The sequence below is a fragment of the Janthinobacterium sp. GW822-FHT07H10 genome (assembly GCF_058798675.1).
Genome location: NZ_JBXAKS010000001.1, coordinates 131,038 through 144,679 on the forward strand (window position 1 = coordinate 131,038; position 13,642 = coordinate 144,679).

Annotated in this window: 14 protein-coding genes; 10 read left to right on the plus strand and 4 right to left on the minus strand. The window is 63.5% G+C overall.

Annotated elements, in window-relative coordinates; genetic code table 11:
- Window positions 1-192: 192 nt before the first annotated feature.
- From AC1RDJ_RS00585 to AC1RDJ_RS00595, 3 genes are read left to right on the plus strand one after another with little or no spacing between them, the layout of a single operon-like run.
- Entirely contained in the window at window positions 193-816 is a 624-nt protein-coding gene (locus AC1RDJ_RS00585; RefSeq protein ID WP_493026554.1) for an outer membrane protein assembly factor BamE, read from the plus strand.
- Between the two features lie 19 nt (window positions 817-835).
- Entirely contained in the window at window positions 836-1,645 is an 810-nt protein-coding gene (dapB, locus tag AC1RDJ_RS00590; RefSeq protein ID WP_071321753.1) for a 4-hydroxy-tetrahydrodipicolinate reductase, read from the plus strand.
- 8 nt (window positions 1,646-1,653) lie between these two features.
- Window positions 1,654-1,980, plus strand: coding sequence for a barstar family protein (locus tag AC1RDJ_RS00595; RefSeq protein ID WP_071321754.1), 327 nt, complete (start codon window positions 1,654-1,656; stop codon window positions 1,978-1,980).
- A gap of 94 nt (window positions 1,981-2,074) precedes the next feature.
- On the opposite strand, the gene AC1RDJ_RS00600 is transcribed toward AC1RDJ_RS00595, so the two are convergent.
- Both AC1RDJ_RS00600 and AC1RDJ_RS00605 read right to left on the minus strand, forming a co-directional pair.
- Window positions 2,075-3,322, minus strand: a complete 1,248-nt coding sequence (locus AC1RDJ_RS00600; RefSeq protein ID WP_493026219.1) for a CaiB/BaiF CoA transferase family protein — start codon at window positions 3,320-3,322, stop codon at window positions 2,075-2,077.
- Complete coding sequence (locus AC1RDJ_RS00605) at window positions 3,322-4,500, minus strand: acyl-CoA dehydrogenase (protein ID WP_289884512.1); 1,179 nt, start codon at window positions 4,498-4,500, stop codon at window positions 3,322-3,324. The genes AC1RDJ_RS00600 and AC1RDJ_RS00605 overlap by 1 nt, the downstream gene beginning before the upstream one ends.
- 161 nt (window positions 4,501-4,661) lie before the next feature.
- On the opposite strand from AC1RDJ_RS00605, the gene AC1RDJ_RS00610 reads away from it, so the two are divergent.
- Window positions 4,662-5,558 (plus strand): LysR substrate-binding domain-containing protein, encoded by an 897-nt coding sequence (locus AC1RDJ_RS00610; RefSeq protein WP_493026220.1) that lies wholly within the window; start codon window positions 4,662-4,664, stop codon window positions 5,556-5,558.
- On the opposite strand, the gene AC1RDJ_RS00615 is transcribed toward AC1RDJ_RS00610, so the two are convergent.
- A complete protein-coding gene (locus AC1RDJ_RS00615) occupies window positions 5,555-5,920 on the minus strand; it encodes a VOC family protein (protein WP_071326169.1) in 366 nt (121 codons plus the stop codon). The two genes, AC1RDJ_RS00610 and AC1RDJ_RS00615, sit on opposite strands and share 4 nt — an antisense overlap.
- A gap of 76 nt (window positions 5,921-5,996) precedes the next feature.
- Window positions 5,997-6,761, minus strand: coding sequence for an AraC family transcriptional regulator (locus AC1RDJ_RS00620; protein WP_493026221.1), 765 nt, complete (start codon window positions 6,759-6,761; stop codon window positions 5,997-5,999).
- A 177-nt stretch (window positions 6,762-6,938) separates the two neighbouring features.
- Between AC1RDJ_RS00620 and leuS the strand changes: the two genes are divergently transcribed.
- The 6 genes from leuS to AC1RDJ_RS00650 all read left to right on the plus strand — a co-directional run bounded on the left by leuS (window position 6,939) and on the right by AC1RDJ_RS00650 (window position 13,639).
- Window positions 6,939-9,578, plus strand: coding sequence for a leucine--tRNA ligase (gene leuS, locus AC1RDJ_RS00625; RefSeq protein ID WP_493026223.1), 2,640 nt, complete (start codon window positions 6,939-6,941; stop codon window positions 9,576-9,578).
- Between the two features lie 2 nt (window positions 9,579-9,580).
- Complete coding sequence (locus AC1RDJ_RS00630; protein WP_493026225.1) at window positions 9,581-10,186, plus strand: LPS-assembly lipoprotein LptE; 606 nt, start codon at window positions 9,581-9,583, stop codon at window positions 10,184-10,186.
- A 10-nt stretch (window positions 10,187-10,196) separates the two neighbouring features.
- Window positions 10,197-11,213 carry a DNA polymerase III subunit delta gene (gene holA, locus AC1RDJ_RS00635; RefSeq protein ID WP_071321760.1) on the plus strand — a complete coding sequence of 339 codons (1,017 nt, stop codon included), beginning with the start codon at window positions 10,197-10,199 and terminating at the stop codon, window positions 11,211-11,213.
- A gap of 23 nt (window positions 11,214-11,236) precedes the next feature.
- Window positions 11,237-12,502, plus strand: a complete 1,266-nt coding sequence (locus AC1RDJ_RS00640; RefSeq protein ID WP_493026227.1) for a glutamate-5-semialdehyde dehydrogenase — start codon at window positions 11,237-11,239, stop codon at window positions 12,500-12,502.
- Window positions 12,503-12,573: 71 nt separating this feature from the next.
- Window positions 12,574-13,011: a CopD family protein gene (locus tag AC1RDJ_RS00645; protein WP_034745744.1), complete on the plus strand. Its 438-nt coding sequence runs from the start codon at window positions 12,574-12,576 to the stop codon at window positions 13,009-13,011.
- A 10-nt stretch (window positions 13,012-13,021) separates the two neighbouring features.
- A complete protein-coding gene (locus tag AC1RDJ_RS00650) occupies window positions 13,022-13,639 on the plus strand; it encodes a 2-hydroxychromene-2-carboxylate isomerase (RefSeq protein ID WP_493026228.1) in 618 nt (205 codons plus the stop codon).
- The last annotated feature ends 3 nt before the right edge of the window (window positions 13,640-13,642 follow it).

Consider the following 13,642-nt stretch of genomic DNA (forward strand, 5'->3'; position numbering starts at 1 on the left):
CTTAGGGGGGAGAGGCACCAGTAATGGGTCTCTCCTACCCTCCAGCGGGGAGTGCCAAAATATGCATTTTTTGGCTGGCCGGTCACTCCTGGCGTTTTGTTCATCAAATTGAGGTCATTTATGCGCGTAACACCGGCTGTATTGCCATCTCTCTGGCACCGTATTTCATTTCGAGCTCCAGTCGTGGCGGGCATGGTCTGTGTCGCGCTGACGCTGTCTGGCTGTGCCAGCCGCGGCATCCTCGGCGAAAAGCCCGCCGTCACGCTGAAAGAGGGCAAGGAAGTCTTGCCCGAGCAAGGCGCGCAGACGACGACCGTCACGCCGCTGCAGAAATTCATGTGGTTTTTCTCGCCCTATCGTCCTGACATTCAACAAGGCAACTTTATCTCCGAAGAGATGCTGGCCCAGTTGAAAGTGGGCATGACGCGCGACCAGGTGCGTTTCGTCCTCGGCACCTCCCTGCTGACCGATATCTTCCATGCGGACCGCTGGGATTACCCATTCCGCCTGGCCCGTGGCAATGGCGAAACCACCAGCAGCCGCGTAGTCGTGTTCTTCGACAAGGAAGGCAAAGTGGCGCGCTTCGAAGGCGGCAACCTGCCGACCGAGAAAGAATACATCGACCGCATCGCCGGACCATCGCCATTCGCCAAGGTGGCCAAGGCCGATGTGCCAGCCGCTGTCGTGCCGTCGCCCGTGGCGCCGAGCGCCGTGCCGGTGCCGGCCGATGCCACGCCCGCCATTCCTGTGAGCAAGCCTGACGTGGCACCGGCGCCTGCCGCCGAGCCTGTACCTACTGCCGAGCCCACCAAATAAGTTGCTGTAAGAGAATAAAATGACTGAACTGAAAATCGCCATCGCTGGCGCCAGCGGCCGCATGGGCCATATCCTGATCGAAGCGGTCAGCAATGCGCCCGACGCCGTCCTGGCCGGCGCGCTCGACCGCGCCGGATCGCCCTCGCTCGGCCAGGATGCGGCCGCCTTCCTTGGCAAGCCTGCCGGCGTGCCGATCGAGTCCGACCTGGCCGCAGGCCTGGCCGGCGCCGATTACCTGATCGACTTCACGCGCCCCGAAGGCACCTTGCAGCATCTGGCGTATTGCGCCGAGCACGGTATCAAGATGATCATCGGCACCACCGGTTTCGATGACGCGGGCAAGGCGGCGATTGCCGCCGCCGCCGAAAAGACGGCCATCATGTTCGCGCCGAACATGAGCGTGGGCGTGAATGTCACCATGAAATTGCTGGAACTGGCCGCGAAAAGCCTGTCCGAAGGCTACGACATTGAAATCATCGAGGCGCATCACCGCTTCAAGGTCGATGCGCCGTCGGGCACGGCCCTGCAAATGGGCGAAGTGGTGGCGGGCGCGCTGGGTCGCGACCTGAAGGAGTGCGCCGTGTACGGCCGCGAAGGCGTGACGGGCGAACGCGACCCGTCGACCATCGGCTTTGCCACCATCCGCGGCGGCGATATCGTCGGCGACCATACGGTGCTGTTTGCCGGCATCGGCGAGCGCATCGAGATCAGCCACAAGTCGAGCAGCCGCGTCACCTACGCCCACGGCGCCCTGCGCGCCGCGCGTTTCCTGGCCGACAAGCCGACCGGCCTGTTCGACATGCAGGATGTGCTGTCGCTGAAGAACTGAGGAAGACCATGGCCACTGCCATCCTGAATGGAAAAGACATCACCGACGAAGCGAGCTTCCACGCGCAATGCGCGCAAGCGTTCGGTTTCCCCGAGTTTTACGGCAACAACATGGATGCCTGGGTCGATTGCCTCAGCTACCTGCGCGACGACGAGAACATGACGCAATTCCGCCTGAAGCCGAATGAGCTGCTCGAGATCGTCGTGCAAGACGCGGCGGCAATGAAGGCGCAAGTGCCTGATTTACTGGAAGAAATCACGTTCTGTATCGCCGGCATCAATGAGCGCTATGACGATTATGGCGAAAAGCCGGCGCTGAAGCTGGTCTTGAAGTAGGTCGGATTAGCGCGCAGGCGCGTAATCCGACGTTACCAGCGCCAACAATGTGTCGGATTACGGCCCGCAGGGCCTAATCTGACCTACCCAGCATTTACACGACCTTGCGTTCGCGCAAGCCGTCGATCTGGCCGCTGTCGAGGCCCAGCCACTGCTGCAGCACTTCCTGCGTATGCTGCCCCAGCAGCGGCGGCGGCAAGCGGTACTGCACCGGCGAGCCCGACAGGCGCACGGGATTGGCCACCAGCGCCACCGTGCCCGCCGTCGGATGCGGCATCTCCACTTTCAAGCCACGCGCGATCACTTGCGGGTCGGCAAACACCTGGTCGATGCGGTTGACGGGGCCGCACGGCACGGCCTGCGCCTCGAAGGCGCTGATCCACTCTGCCGTGGTGCGCATGACGGTGGCCTGGCGCAGCAGGGGAATCAGGATGGCCCGGTGCGCCACGCGCTGCGGGTTGGTGGCGAAACGCGCATCCTGTGCCCATTCCGGATGGCCGACGATGGCGCAGAAGCGGGAAAACTGCCCGTCGTTGCCGATCGCCAGGATCATGTCGCCATCGGCCGTGGGAAAGTCCTGGTAGGGCACGATGTTCGGGTGCGAATTGCCCATGCGCTGGGGCACTTTTCCCCCGCACAGGTAGTTGGCCGCCTGGTTGCCCAGCGCCGCCACCTGCACGTCGAGCAGGGCCAGGTCGATATGCTGGCCCAGGCCGGAACGCTCGCGCTCGGCCAGCGCGGCCTGCACGGCGATGGTGGCATACAGGCCCGTCATGATGTCGGTCTGCGCCACGCCCACTTTTTGCGGCCCGGCGCCCGGTTCGCCATCGGGCACGCCCGTGATGCTCATCAAGCCGCCCATGCCCTGGATCAGGAAGTCGTAGCCGGCGCGCGCCGCGTACGGTCCATCCTGGCCAAAGCCCGTGATCGAGCAGTAGACGAGGCGCGGATTGAGGGCCAGGAGGCTGGCCGCGTCCAGGCCGTACTGCTTCAAGCCGTCCAATTTGAAATTTTCCAGCAGCACGTCGGCTTCTTGCGCCAGCCGGCGCACCAGGGCTTGCCCTTCAGGGGCCGCCAGGTCGATGCACAAGGAGCGCTTGTTGCGGTTGGCGCACTGGAAGTAGGCGGCCTCGGTGGTGTCGCGGCCGTCCGCGTCCTTTACATACGGCGGACCCCACGAGCGCGTGTCGTCGCCGCGGCCCGGCTGCTCGACCTTGACGACGTCGGCGCCGAGGTCGGCCAGCAGTTGCCCGGCCCACGGACCGGCCAGCACGCGCGACAGATCCAGCACGCGCAAACCGGTCAGCGGCGCGGGCCGCAGGGTGGAAGCGAGGCCTTCCATTAATTGAAGGCGGCGATGCCGGTGATGGCGCGGCCGATGATCAGCGCGTGCACGTCGTGCGTGCCTTCGTAGGTGTTGACCACTTCCAGGTTGACCAGGTGGCGGATGACGCCGAACTCGTCGGAAATGCCGTTGCCACCCATCATGTCGCGTGCCACGCGGGCGATGTCGAGCGCCTTGCCGCAGCTGTTGCGTTTCATGATCGAGGTGATTTCCACGGCAGGCGAACCTTCATCCTTCATGCGGCCCAGGCGCAGGCAGCCTTGCAAGCCCATGGTGATCTCCGTCAACATGTCGGCCAGTTTCTTTTGCACCAGCTGGTTGGCGGCCAGCGGACGGCCGAATTGCTGGCGGTCCATCGTGTACTGGCGTGCCTTCAGGTAGCAGTCTTCGGCCGCGCCCAGCGCGCCCCAGGCGATGCCGTAGCGGGCGCTGTTCAGGCATGTGAACGGGCCTTTCAAGCCGCGCACGTCGGGGAAGGCGTTTTCTTCAGGGCAAAATACTTCATCCATGACGATTTCGCCGGTGATGCTGGTGCGCAAGCCCACCTTGCCGTGGATCTCGGGCGCCGACAGGCCTTTCCAGCCCTTTTCCAGCACGAAGCCGCGGATCGCGCCTTCATCGTCCTTGGCCCAGACGACGAAGACGTCGGCGATGGGACTGTTGGTGATCCACATCTTGGCGCCGGACAGGCTGTAGCCGCCCGCTACCTTGCGCGCGCGGGTGACCATGCTGCCCGGATCGGAGCCGTGGTTCGGCTCCGTTAGGCCGAAGCAGCCGATGTATTCGCCCGTCGCCAGCTTCGGCAGGTATTTCTGTTTTGTTTCCTCGTTGCCGAAGGCATTGATCGGCACCATCACCAGCGACGATTGCACGCTCATCATCGAGCGGTAGCCCGAATCGACGCGCTCGACTTCGCGCGCGGCCAGGCCGTAGCATACGTAGTTCAGGCCGGCGCCGCCGTATTCCTCGGGAATGGTGGTGCCCAGCAAGCCCAGTTCGCCCATTTCGCGGAAGATGGCGGCGTCCGTGCGGCCATGGCGGAACGATTCGAGCACGCGTGGCACCAGGCTGCCCTGGCAATAGTCGCGGGCCGCTTCCAGCACGGCGCGTTCGTCGCCCGTCAGTTGTTCTTCCAGCAGCAGGGGGGAATTCCAGTCGAATACGGTTTTGCTCATCACAGGCCTCGCAGGTGAGCGCCGGTGATCGGCGCAAGATTGAATATGGCTCATGGTAGATTTTCAGCCAGCCTTGCGCAAACGATTTTTTCGCACCCAGACATGCGTGCTACGCATATCTTGCGGCATACTTGAGGCTTCTTTCCAGCCCGCCTCCCCCCATGTCCAGAAAAATTCCCATGCTGCAAGCTTTAAACTGCTTCGAGGCCGCCGCGCGCCACCAGAGCTACACGCATGCGGCGCGCGAACTGTCGCTGACGCAAAGCGCCGTCTCGCGCCAGATTGCATCCCTGGAGAGTTTTCTCGGCGTGCAACTGTTCCAGCGCACGCGCCACGGCGTACTGCTGACTACGGCCGGCGCCTCGTATGCGCGGCAGATCGCCGCCCGCCTGGACGGCCTCGAGCGCGATACGCTCGATACCATGGCGCGCCAGGGCGGCGGCAGTACCTTGCAGCTGGCCTCGGTGCCCACGTTTGCCACGCGCTGGCTGATGCCGCGCCTGGGCAGTCTGGCCACCCGGCATCCCGATATCGTAGTGCATATCGATGCCTATACGAAACCGTTCATGTTTGCCGATACGGAATACGACGCCGCCCTGTATGCGGGCACGCCCGAGCAGCTGGCGCGCTGGCCCGGCACGCGCGCCACCTTGCTGATGCATGAGGAGATCGTGCCCGTCGCCAGTCCACGCCTGCTGTCGGCGCGCAGCCATTGGCAGCCGCAGGATATCCTGGCATTGACGCTATTGCAGCAAAGCACGCGGCCTGGCGCCTGGCGCCAGTGGTTTGACGCCATGCAGGTCGATGGGGAACTGGCGCGCTACGGGGCGCGCTATGAACTGTTTTCCATGCTGGCGATGGCGGCCGTGCAAGGGCAGGGCGTGGTCTTACTGCCGCGCATGCTGGTCGAGGCGGAGCTGGCGCGCGGCGAGCTGCGCATCGTGTGCGAGCGCCCACTGCGCGGCCAGCGCGCGTATTACCTGATCACGCCCGAGGCCGCACATGAAAAAACGGCAATGCAGCAATTGCGGCTGTGGTTGCAGGACGAGGCGGCCTAGACGACCTTGGCGGTCTCGAAATGGGGATTGTCGATGAAGCCGATCTGGTTGCCGAACGGGTCGAGCAATTCCACCGTGCGGATGCCGTCGCCCACGTCCGTGATCGGATGGTGCAAGGTGGCGCCCAGTGCGATGACGCGGTCGACTTCCTGCTCGATGCCTTCCACGCCCCAGTACGTCACGCTGCCCTGCGTGCCCGGTTCGCCGCCCGGCAGCAAGCCCAGCTCGAAGCCGCCGATGGCAAAACCCACATAAAACGGCTGGTCGAAGTACGGTGCGGTGCCGAAAACCTGGCTGTACCAGGCCTTGGCCTTGTCCAGGTCCGGGACGGGATAGGTGACGGTGCGTAAGCCCTTGATCATGTTCTGCTCCTGGTGAATAAAGAATGACGTCATCATGCCACCGGCGTGCGCGCGGCGATTGTAAAAATGGAAGGTCTCAATGCCGGCGGTGCATGAACCATGCCTCGGGCGAACTGTGGGCGAAATCCTGGAAGTCGTGGATCAGGTGCGATTGGTCGAAATAGCCATATTCCAGGGCAATTTGCGCCCAATCCGGCTGCCCGTGCAGATGTTTCAAGCCATGGCTGGCGGCACGGAAACGGCAGATGCGGGCAAACAATTTCGGGCTGATGCCGACCTGCTGGCGAAATTGCAGCGCCAGGTGCTGGCGCGACACGTCCAGCTGCGCGGCCAGGCCATCCACGCGCACCCTGCCTTGCGCGCCCTGGATGGCGGCCAGCGCATGCTCCGTCACGCCGGCCGGGCGCAGGCGCGCTCCCTGGCGCAGGCGCAGCAGCAGAAAATCTTGCAAAATAGCGACTCGCTGCGCATCGGACAATGGCTCGCTCCACAGCGCGTCGCCCAGGCGCGCCGCCAGGTCGCGGCCCCACAGCTGCTGTAGATCCGTGCGGCCATCGTTGAGTTCGCACAAGGGCAGCTGGAAGAAGTGCGCCGCCGCGCCCGGCTTGAAACGGGCCGCCACCGTCTGCACCAGGCCATGGCTGACGACGTGTATCGGCGCCGTCATCATGCCGACGGCAAAGCTGGCGTCTTGCTGGTCCTGGCACAGAATATCGATGCAATTGTCCGGCAAGACCTGGTGCGTCAGGGGCGTGGCGCCCGCCTGCGCGCGGCAGGTCCAGACGCAGTCCAGCCAGGGCCGCAGGGCGGGGACGGGGGCAACTTCCTGATAGACGATCATGGCCGGCTTTGATGCAAAGAACAAGATTGCACATATATTACACAGCAATTACGCGGCGGTCCGCCGCATATTTGTGCGCTGGCAAAAATATGCGGAAGCGGGCGGGCGCCGTGCCGCGCTATCGGGCGGCGACAACCAGTATAATGCTCGGTTCATATCCACTATTGGCCGCACATCATGCAAGATAAATATAGTCCCGCCGACGTCGAACAAGCCGCCCAATCGCACTGGAAGGCGATCGACGCCTATAAAGCCGTCGAACACGACCCGCGTTTCCCAAAAGGCAAGTATTTCGCTTGCTCGATGCTACCTTACCCTTCGGGCAAGCTGCACATGGGTCACGTGCGCAACTATACGATCAATGATGTGATGTACCGCTACCTGCGCATGAACGGCTATAACGTGCTCATGCCGATGGGCTGGGATGCGTTCGGCATGCCGGCGGAAAACGCGGCCATGGCCAACAACGTGCCGCCCGCGCAATGGACGTATTCGAACATCGCCCACATGAAGCAGCAGATGGAATCGATGGGCCTGGCCATCGACTGGTCGCGCGAGATGACCGCCTGCAAGCCCGAATACTACAAGTGGAACCAGTGGATGTTCCTGAAAATGCTGGAAAAAGGCATCATCTACAAGAAGACCGGTACCGTGAACTGGGACCCGATCGACCAGACCGTGCTGGCCAATGAACAAGTGGTCGACGGCAAGGGCTGGCGTTCGGGCGCGCTGATCGAAAAGCGCGAAATTCCGATGTACTACGCGCGCATCACCGATTACGCGGAAGAACTGCTGGCCTACGTGGATGACAAGCTGCCGGGCTGGCCCGAGCGCGTGCGCACCATGCAGACCAACTGGATCGGCAAGTCGACGGGCGTGCGCTTCGCCTTCCCGCATGCAATCAAGGATGCCGAAGGCGCCCTGATCGGCGACGGCAAGCTGTATGTATTTACCACGCGTCCGGACACCGTCATGGGCGTGACTTTCTGCGCCGTGGCCGCCGAACATCCGCTGGCCATCCACGCCGCGCAAAGCAATCCTGCGCTGGCCGCCTTCAACGCCGAGTGCAAGCTCGGTTCCGTCATCGAGGCGGACATGGCGACGATGGAGAAGAAGGGCATGCCGACCGGCCTGTTCGTCACCCATCCGCTGACGGGCGCGCAAGTGGAAGTGTGGGTCGGCAACTACGTGCTGATCACCTACGGCGACGGCGCCGTGATGGGCGTGCCGGCGCACGACGAACGCGATTTCGGCTTTGCCAAGAAATACGACCTGCCGATCAAGCAAGTGATCGAAGTCAAGGGCCAGGAATTCTCGACCGATGCATGGCAGGAATCGTATGGCAGCAAGGAGGGCGTCTGCATCGCCTCCGGCAAATACGACGGCCTGCATTTCGCCTCCGCCGTCGACGCGGTGGCCGCCGACCTGGCCGAACTGGGCCTGGGCGAGAAGAAAACAACGTTCCGCCTGCGCGACTGGGGCATTTCGCGCCAGCGCTACTGGGGCACGCCGATCCCGATGATCCATTGCGCCGACTGCGGCGTGGTGCCGGTGCCGGAAAAAGACTTGCCGGTGGTGCTGCCGGAAGACTGCGTGCCGGACGGCACGGGCAACCCGCTGAACAAGTACGAAGCCTTCCTCAAGTGCGACTGCCCGCAGTGCGGCAAGCCGGCGCGCCGCGAGACGGACACCATGGATACCTTCGTCGATTCGTCGTGGTACTACATGCGCTATACCTCGCCTGGCTCGAACGACGCCATGGTCGACGCGCGCAACGATTACTGGATGCCGATGGACCAGTACATCGGCGGCATCGAACACGCCGTCATGCACTTGCTGTACGCGCGCTTCTGGACCAAGATCATGCGCGACTTCGGCCTGGTCAAGTTCGACGAGCCGTTCGTCAACCTGCTGACGCAAGGCATGGTGCTGAACGAAACCTACTTCCGCAAGGATGCGGCGGGCAAGACCACCTGGTTCAACCCGGACGACGTGCGCCTGTCGCTCGATGACAAGGGCCGTCCGCAAAGCGCCATCCTGGTGGCCGATGGCGCGCCGGTGGAAATCGGCGGCACGGAAAAAATGTCGAAGTCGAAGAACAACGGCATCGACCCGCAAGCGCAGATCGAGCAGTATGGCGCCGACACGGCCCGTCTGTTTACCATGTTCGCTTCGCCGCCGGAACAGACGCTGGAATGGTCGGGCAGCGGCGTCGAAGGCGCGAACCGCTTCCTGCGTCGCGTGTGGAACTTCGGCTACGCCCAGTCGGCAGCCATTCAGGCCGCGCTGGCCGCGGCGCCTGCGCCAGCGACGGGCGACGCGCAGAAAAACCTGCGCCGCGAACTGCACAAGCTGCTGCAGCAAGCCGATTACGACTTGAAGCGCATCCAGTACAACACCGTGGTGTCGGCCTGCATGAAGATGCTCAACACGCTGGAATCGGCCAAGCTCGATGACAGCGCGCAGTCGAAGGCCCTGATCACCGAAGGTTTTTCCATCTTCCTGCGCCTGCTCAATCCTGTCGCGCCGCACATCACCCACGTGCTGTGGCAGGAACTGGGTTACGCCGGCGCGCATGGCGACCTGCTCAACGCGGCCTGGCCGCAGGTCGATCCGGCCGCGCTGGAACAGTCCGAGATCGAGATGATGATCCAGGTGAATGGCAAGCTGCGCGGCTCGATCACGGTGGCCAAGGATGCGGACAAGGCCAGCATCGAAGCGGCCGCGCTGGCGTGCGAGAGTGTGCAGAAGTACGTCGAGACCACGCCGAAGAAGATCATCGTCGTGCCAGGCAAGTTAATCAGCATCGTGGTGTAACTATGACAACCTCCTCTTCCGTATCGCTGTTCGGCGGGTGCGCCTGGCGCGCCATGCTGGCCATCGCCCTGACCATGCTGTTGTCGGCCTGCGGCTTTCACTTGCGTGGCTCGAACGGCAGTTTCATGCTGCCGTTCGCGACGATGAATATCGGCCTGCCCGAGACGTCGCCGCTGGCGATTGACCTGAAGCGCTACATCCGCGCCATCGGCAGTACGGAAGTGGTCGACACCAGGGATGGTGCCGACGCTTTCCTGGAAGTCCTCAGCGATCCGGAGAGGAACCGTACCAAGACTATTCTGTCCCTGAACAGCAATGGCCGCGTGCGCGAGTACCAGCTCGGGTATGCCATCAATTTCCGTGTGCTGGACAAGGCGGGCAACCAGTTGCTGGGACCGACGGTCATCAGCCTGGTGCGTCCTATCACCTTCAACGAATCCCAGGTGCTGGCCAAGGAAACAGAGGCTGCGCAGCTGTACCGCGACATGCGCAACGACATGGTGCAGCAGATCATGCGCCGCCTGGCCGCCATCAAGCCGGTGCTGCCGGCCATGTCGGTGGCGCCAGTGGCGCCCGTGACGCCGGCCGTACCAGCCCCGCAGCAGTAACGGGGACGCCATGCAATTGCGGATAGACGCGCTCGACGGACATGTGGCCAAGCCGCTGGCGCAACTGTATGTGATCACCAGCGACGAGCATCTGCTGGCGCTGGAAGCGGCCGACAAAATACGCCGCGCGGCACGCGCGCAGGGCTATTCCGAACGCGATGTGCTGACGGTGGAGCGCAGCTTCAAGTGGGGCGAGCTGCTGGCCGCCAATCAGGAGCTGTCGCTGTTCGGCGACAAGAAGCTGATCGAACTGCGCATCCCTACCGGCAAGCCGGGCAAGGATGGCGGCGCGGCGCTGCAAAGCTACGCCAAGAACCTCAGTCCCGACAACCTGACCCTGATCACCCTGCCCAAGCTGGACTGGGCCACGCAAAAGGCGGCGTGGGTCGCCAGCCTGCAGCAGGCGGCCGTCTACATCGAGATTCCGAATGTGGAACGGGCGCAGTTGCCGGCGTGGATAGGCCAGCGCCTGGCCGCGCAGGGGCAGAGCGCCGAGCGCGCCAGCATCGACTTCATCGCCGAACGGGTGGAAGGCAATCTGCTGGCGGCGCACCAGGAAATCCAGAAACTGGGCCTGCTGCATGAAGCGGGCAAGCTGACGTATGAACAGGTGCAGGACGCGGTGCTGAACGTGGCCCGCTACGATGTCTTCAAGCTGTCCGAGGCCATGCTGGCCGGCGACCCGGCGCGCCTGGTGCGCATGCTCGAAGGCTTGAAGGGCGAGGGCGAGGCGCTGCCGCTGGTCTTGTGGGCCGTCTCCGAGGAAATCCGCACGCTGTTAAAATTGAAGGCCGGGATGGCGCAGGGACGTCCGCTGGGCGCGCTGCTCAAGGAATACCGCATCTGGGGCCCGCGCGAGCGGATGATGGAACCGGCCCTGCGGCGCATTTCGCTGCCCGTGCTGGAAGCGGCGCTGCAGCAGGCGGCGCAGGTGGACAAGATGATCAAGGGCCTGCGCGCCAAGGGCTACGCGGGCGACGCCTGGGACGCCATGCTGCAACTGGGCCTGAAAATCGCCCGAGGCTAGGTTTTTACTATATGGATACGAGCATGGATATCACTGAATATATGCAGGACGTGGGCACGCGCGCGCGCATCGCTTCGCGCGCCATGGCGCGTGCCGACAGCGCCACGCGCAACTGCGCCCTGACGTTGATCGCAAAGGCCATCGTGCGCGATGCCGATCTGCTGCGTGCTGCCAACCAGCGCGACCTCGACGCGGCCGCTGCCGCCGGCCTGGCGCCGGCCATGCTCGATCGCCTGACCCTGTCCGACGCGGCCATTGCCACCATGGTAGAAGGCCTGACGCAGATCGTGTCGCTGGCCGATCCGATCGGTGAAATCTCGAACATGAAATTCCGTCCGACGGGCATCCAGGTGGGACAGATGCGCGTGCCGCTGGGCGTCATCGGCATCATCTATGAAGCGCGTCCGAACGTGACGGTGGATGCGGCCGGCCTGTGCATCAAGAGCGGCAACGCGACGATTTTGCGCGGCGGCTCGGAAGCCATACATTGCAACCGCGCCCTGGCCAAGCTGGTACAGGAAGGCCTGGCGGGCGCCGGCCTGCCTGCCGACGCGGTACAGGTGGTCGACACCACCGACCGCGCCGCCGTCGGCGCCCTCATCACCATGCCGCAATACGTGGACGTTATCGTGCCGCGCGGTGGCAAGGGCCTGATCGCGCGCCTGATGGAGGAAGCCACGGTGCCGATGATCAAGCACCTCGATGGCATTTGCCACGTCTACATCGACGCCAAGGCCGATATGCAGAAGGCGCTCGACATCGGTTTCAACGCGAAATGCCACCGCTACGGCACCTGCAACACCATGGAAACCCTGCTGGTGGCGCGCGCCATCGCACCTGCCGTGCTGCCGCAGCTGGCCGAGCTGTACCTGACCAAGCAGGTCGAATTGCGCGCCGATCCGGAGGCGCATGCCATCCTGGCCGGCTACCCGCACCTGGTCGCGGCCACCGAGGAAGACTGGCGCACCGAGTACCTGGCGGCGATCCTGGCGGTGAAGGTGGTCGACGGCATCGACGAGGCGATGGACCACATCAGCCAGTATTCGTCGAAGCACACGGAAGCCATCATCACGGAAGACTACAGCGATGCGCTGCGCTTCCTGCGCGAGGTCGATTCCGCCTCCGTGATGGTGAACGCCTCCACGCGTTTCGCCGACGGTTTCGAATATGGCCTGGGTGCCGAGATCGGCATCTCGAACGACAAGCTGCATGCGCGTGGCCCGGTGGGACTGGAAGGTCTGACCTCGCTCAAATACGTGGTCTTCGGCCACGGCGAAGTACGTCAATAATGCTTCTTCGCGGGCCGCCCACGAGGCGGTCCGTTCTCTCACCCTTCGATATCTCTGACACTGGGAACCCCATGCTCTTTCTCTGGACCAAAGCATTCCACATCATCTTCGTCATGTCCTGGTTTGCCGGCCTGTTTTACCTGCCGCGCATTTTCGTCAACCTGGCGATGGAGACGGAAACGGTCGCCACCGAGCGCCTGCTGCTGATGGCGCGCAAGCTGTACCGCTTCATGTCCCTGCTGGCGCTGCCGGCCATGGTGCTGGGGCTGGCGTTGATGTGGATGCTGTACGGCGGGGGCGAAGGCCGCATGAAGATGCCGGGCTGGATGCATGCCAAGCTGACGTTCGTGGTGCTGCTGCTCGGCTATCACCACGCCTGCGGTTCCATTCTGCGCAAGTTCGAAAAAGGCCTCAACAAGCGCAGCCACACCTGGTTCCGCTGGTTTAATGAAGTGCCGGTGGTGATGCTGCTGGCCGTCGTCGTGCTGGTCGTGGTCAAGCCTTTCTAAGGGAGTCGAGATGAGTGCAAGCCAGAACAAGGTTGTCCAGTATTTCTTTGCTCCCCATTCGCCATGGACCTACCTGGGCCATGCGCGCCTGATGGCCATCGCCGCGAAGACCGGCGCGCAGATCGACGTGCGCCCCTTCGACCTGGGCAAGGTCTTCAGCGTCTCGGGTGGCTTGCCGCTGGCCAAGCGCGCGCCCCAGCGCCAGGCGTATCGCCTGAACGAACTGGCGCGCTGGTCGGCTTTCCTGCAAGTGCCGCTGACCTTGCAGCCGAAGTTTTTCCCCGTCTCGCCGGAAGCGGCGGCCAAGCTGATCATCGCCACGCGCCTGGCGCATGGCGTGGAAGCGTCGCTGAAGCTGGCGCATGCCATCATGCGCGGCCTGTGGGCCGAGGAGCGCAATATCGGCGATGAAGATACCCTGGCGCAGATCGCCCTGGATGAGGGATTCGACGGCCGCCAGCTGCTGAAAACGGCGGAAACGGCCAGCGTGCAGGCGGAATATGACGCCAACACGGAAGCGGCCACCGCCGCCAGCGTCTTCGGCTCGCCGTGGTACATCGTCGATGGCGAAGGCTATTGGGGGCAGGACCGCCTTGATTTTGTCGAGCGGGCGCTGGAAGGACAGTAAGCT

Bases quoted from the DNA above. Each gene is read 5' to 3' on its own strand.
- AC1RDJ_RS00585 (WP_493026554.1), top strand. From the start codon at position 193: ATGGTCTGTGTCGCGCTGACGCTGTCTGGCTGTGCCAGCCGCGGCATC.
- dapB (WP_071321753.1), top strand. From the start codon at position 836: ATGACTGAACTGAAAATCGCCATCGCTGGCGCCAGCGGCCGCATGGGC.
- AC1RDJ_RS00595 (WP_071321754.1), top strand. From the start codon at position 1,654: ATGGCCACTGCCATCCTGAATGGAAAAGACATCACCGACGAAGCGAGC.
- AC1RDJ_RS00600 (WP_493026219.1), bottom strand. From the start codon at position 3,322: ATGGAAGGCCTCGCTTCCACCCTGCGGCCCGCGCCGCTGACCGGTTTG.
- AC1RDJ_RS00605 (WP_289884512.1), bottom strand. From the start codon at position 4,500: ATGAGCAAAACCGTATTCGACTGGAATTCCCCCCTGCTGCTGGAAGAA.
- AC1RDJ_RS00610 (WP_493026220.1), top strand. From the start codon at position 4,662: ATGTCCAGAAAAATTCCCATGCTGCAAGCTTTAAACTGCTTCGAGGCC.
- AC1RDJ_RS00615 (WP_071326169.1), bottom strand. From the start codon at position 5,920: ATGATCAAGGGCTTACGCACCGTCACCTATCCCGTCCCGGACCTGGAC.
- AC1RDJ_RS00620 (WP_493026221.1), bottom strand. From the start codon at position 6,761: ATGATCGTCTATCAGGAAGTTGCCCCCGTCCCCGCCCTGCGGCCCTGG.
- leuS (WP_493026223.1), top strand. From the start codon at position 6,939: ATGCAAGATAAATATAGTCCCGCCGACGTCGAACAAGCCGCCCAATCG.
- AC1RDJ_RS00630 (WP_493026225.1), top strand. From the start codon at position 9,581: ATGACAACCTCCTCTTCCGTATCGCTGTTCGGCGGGTGCGCCTGGCGC.
- holA (WP_071321760.1), top strand. From the start codon at position 10,197: ATGCAATTGCGGATAGACGCGCTCGACGGACATGTGGCCAAGCCGCTG.
- AC1RDJ_RS00640 (WP_493026227.1), top strand. From the start codon at position 11,237: ATGGATATCACTGAATATATGCAGGACGTGGGCACGCGCGCGCGCATC.
- AC1RDJ_RS00645 (WP_034745744.1), top strand. From the start codon at position 12,574: ATGCTCTTTCTCTGGACCAAAGCATTCCACATCATCTTCGTCATGTCC.
- AC1RDJ_RS00650 (WP_493026228.1), top strand. From the start codon at position 13,022: ATGAGTGCAAGCCAGAACAAGGTTGTCCAGTATTTCTTTGCTCCCCAT.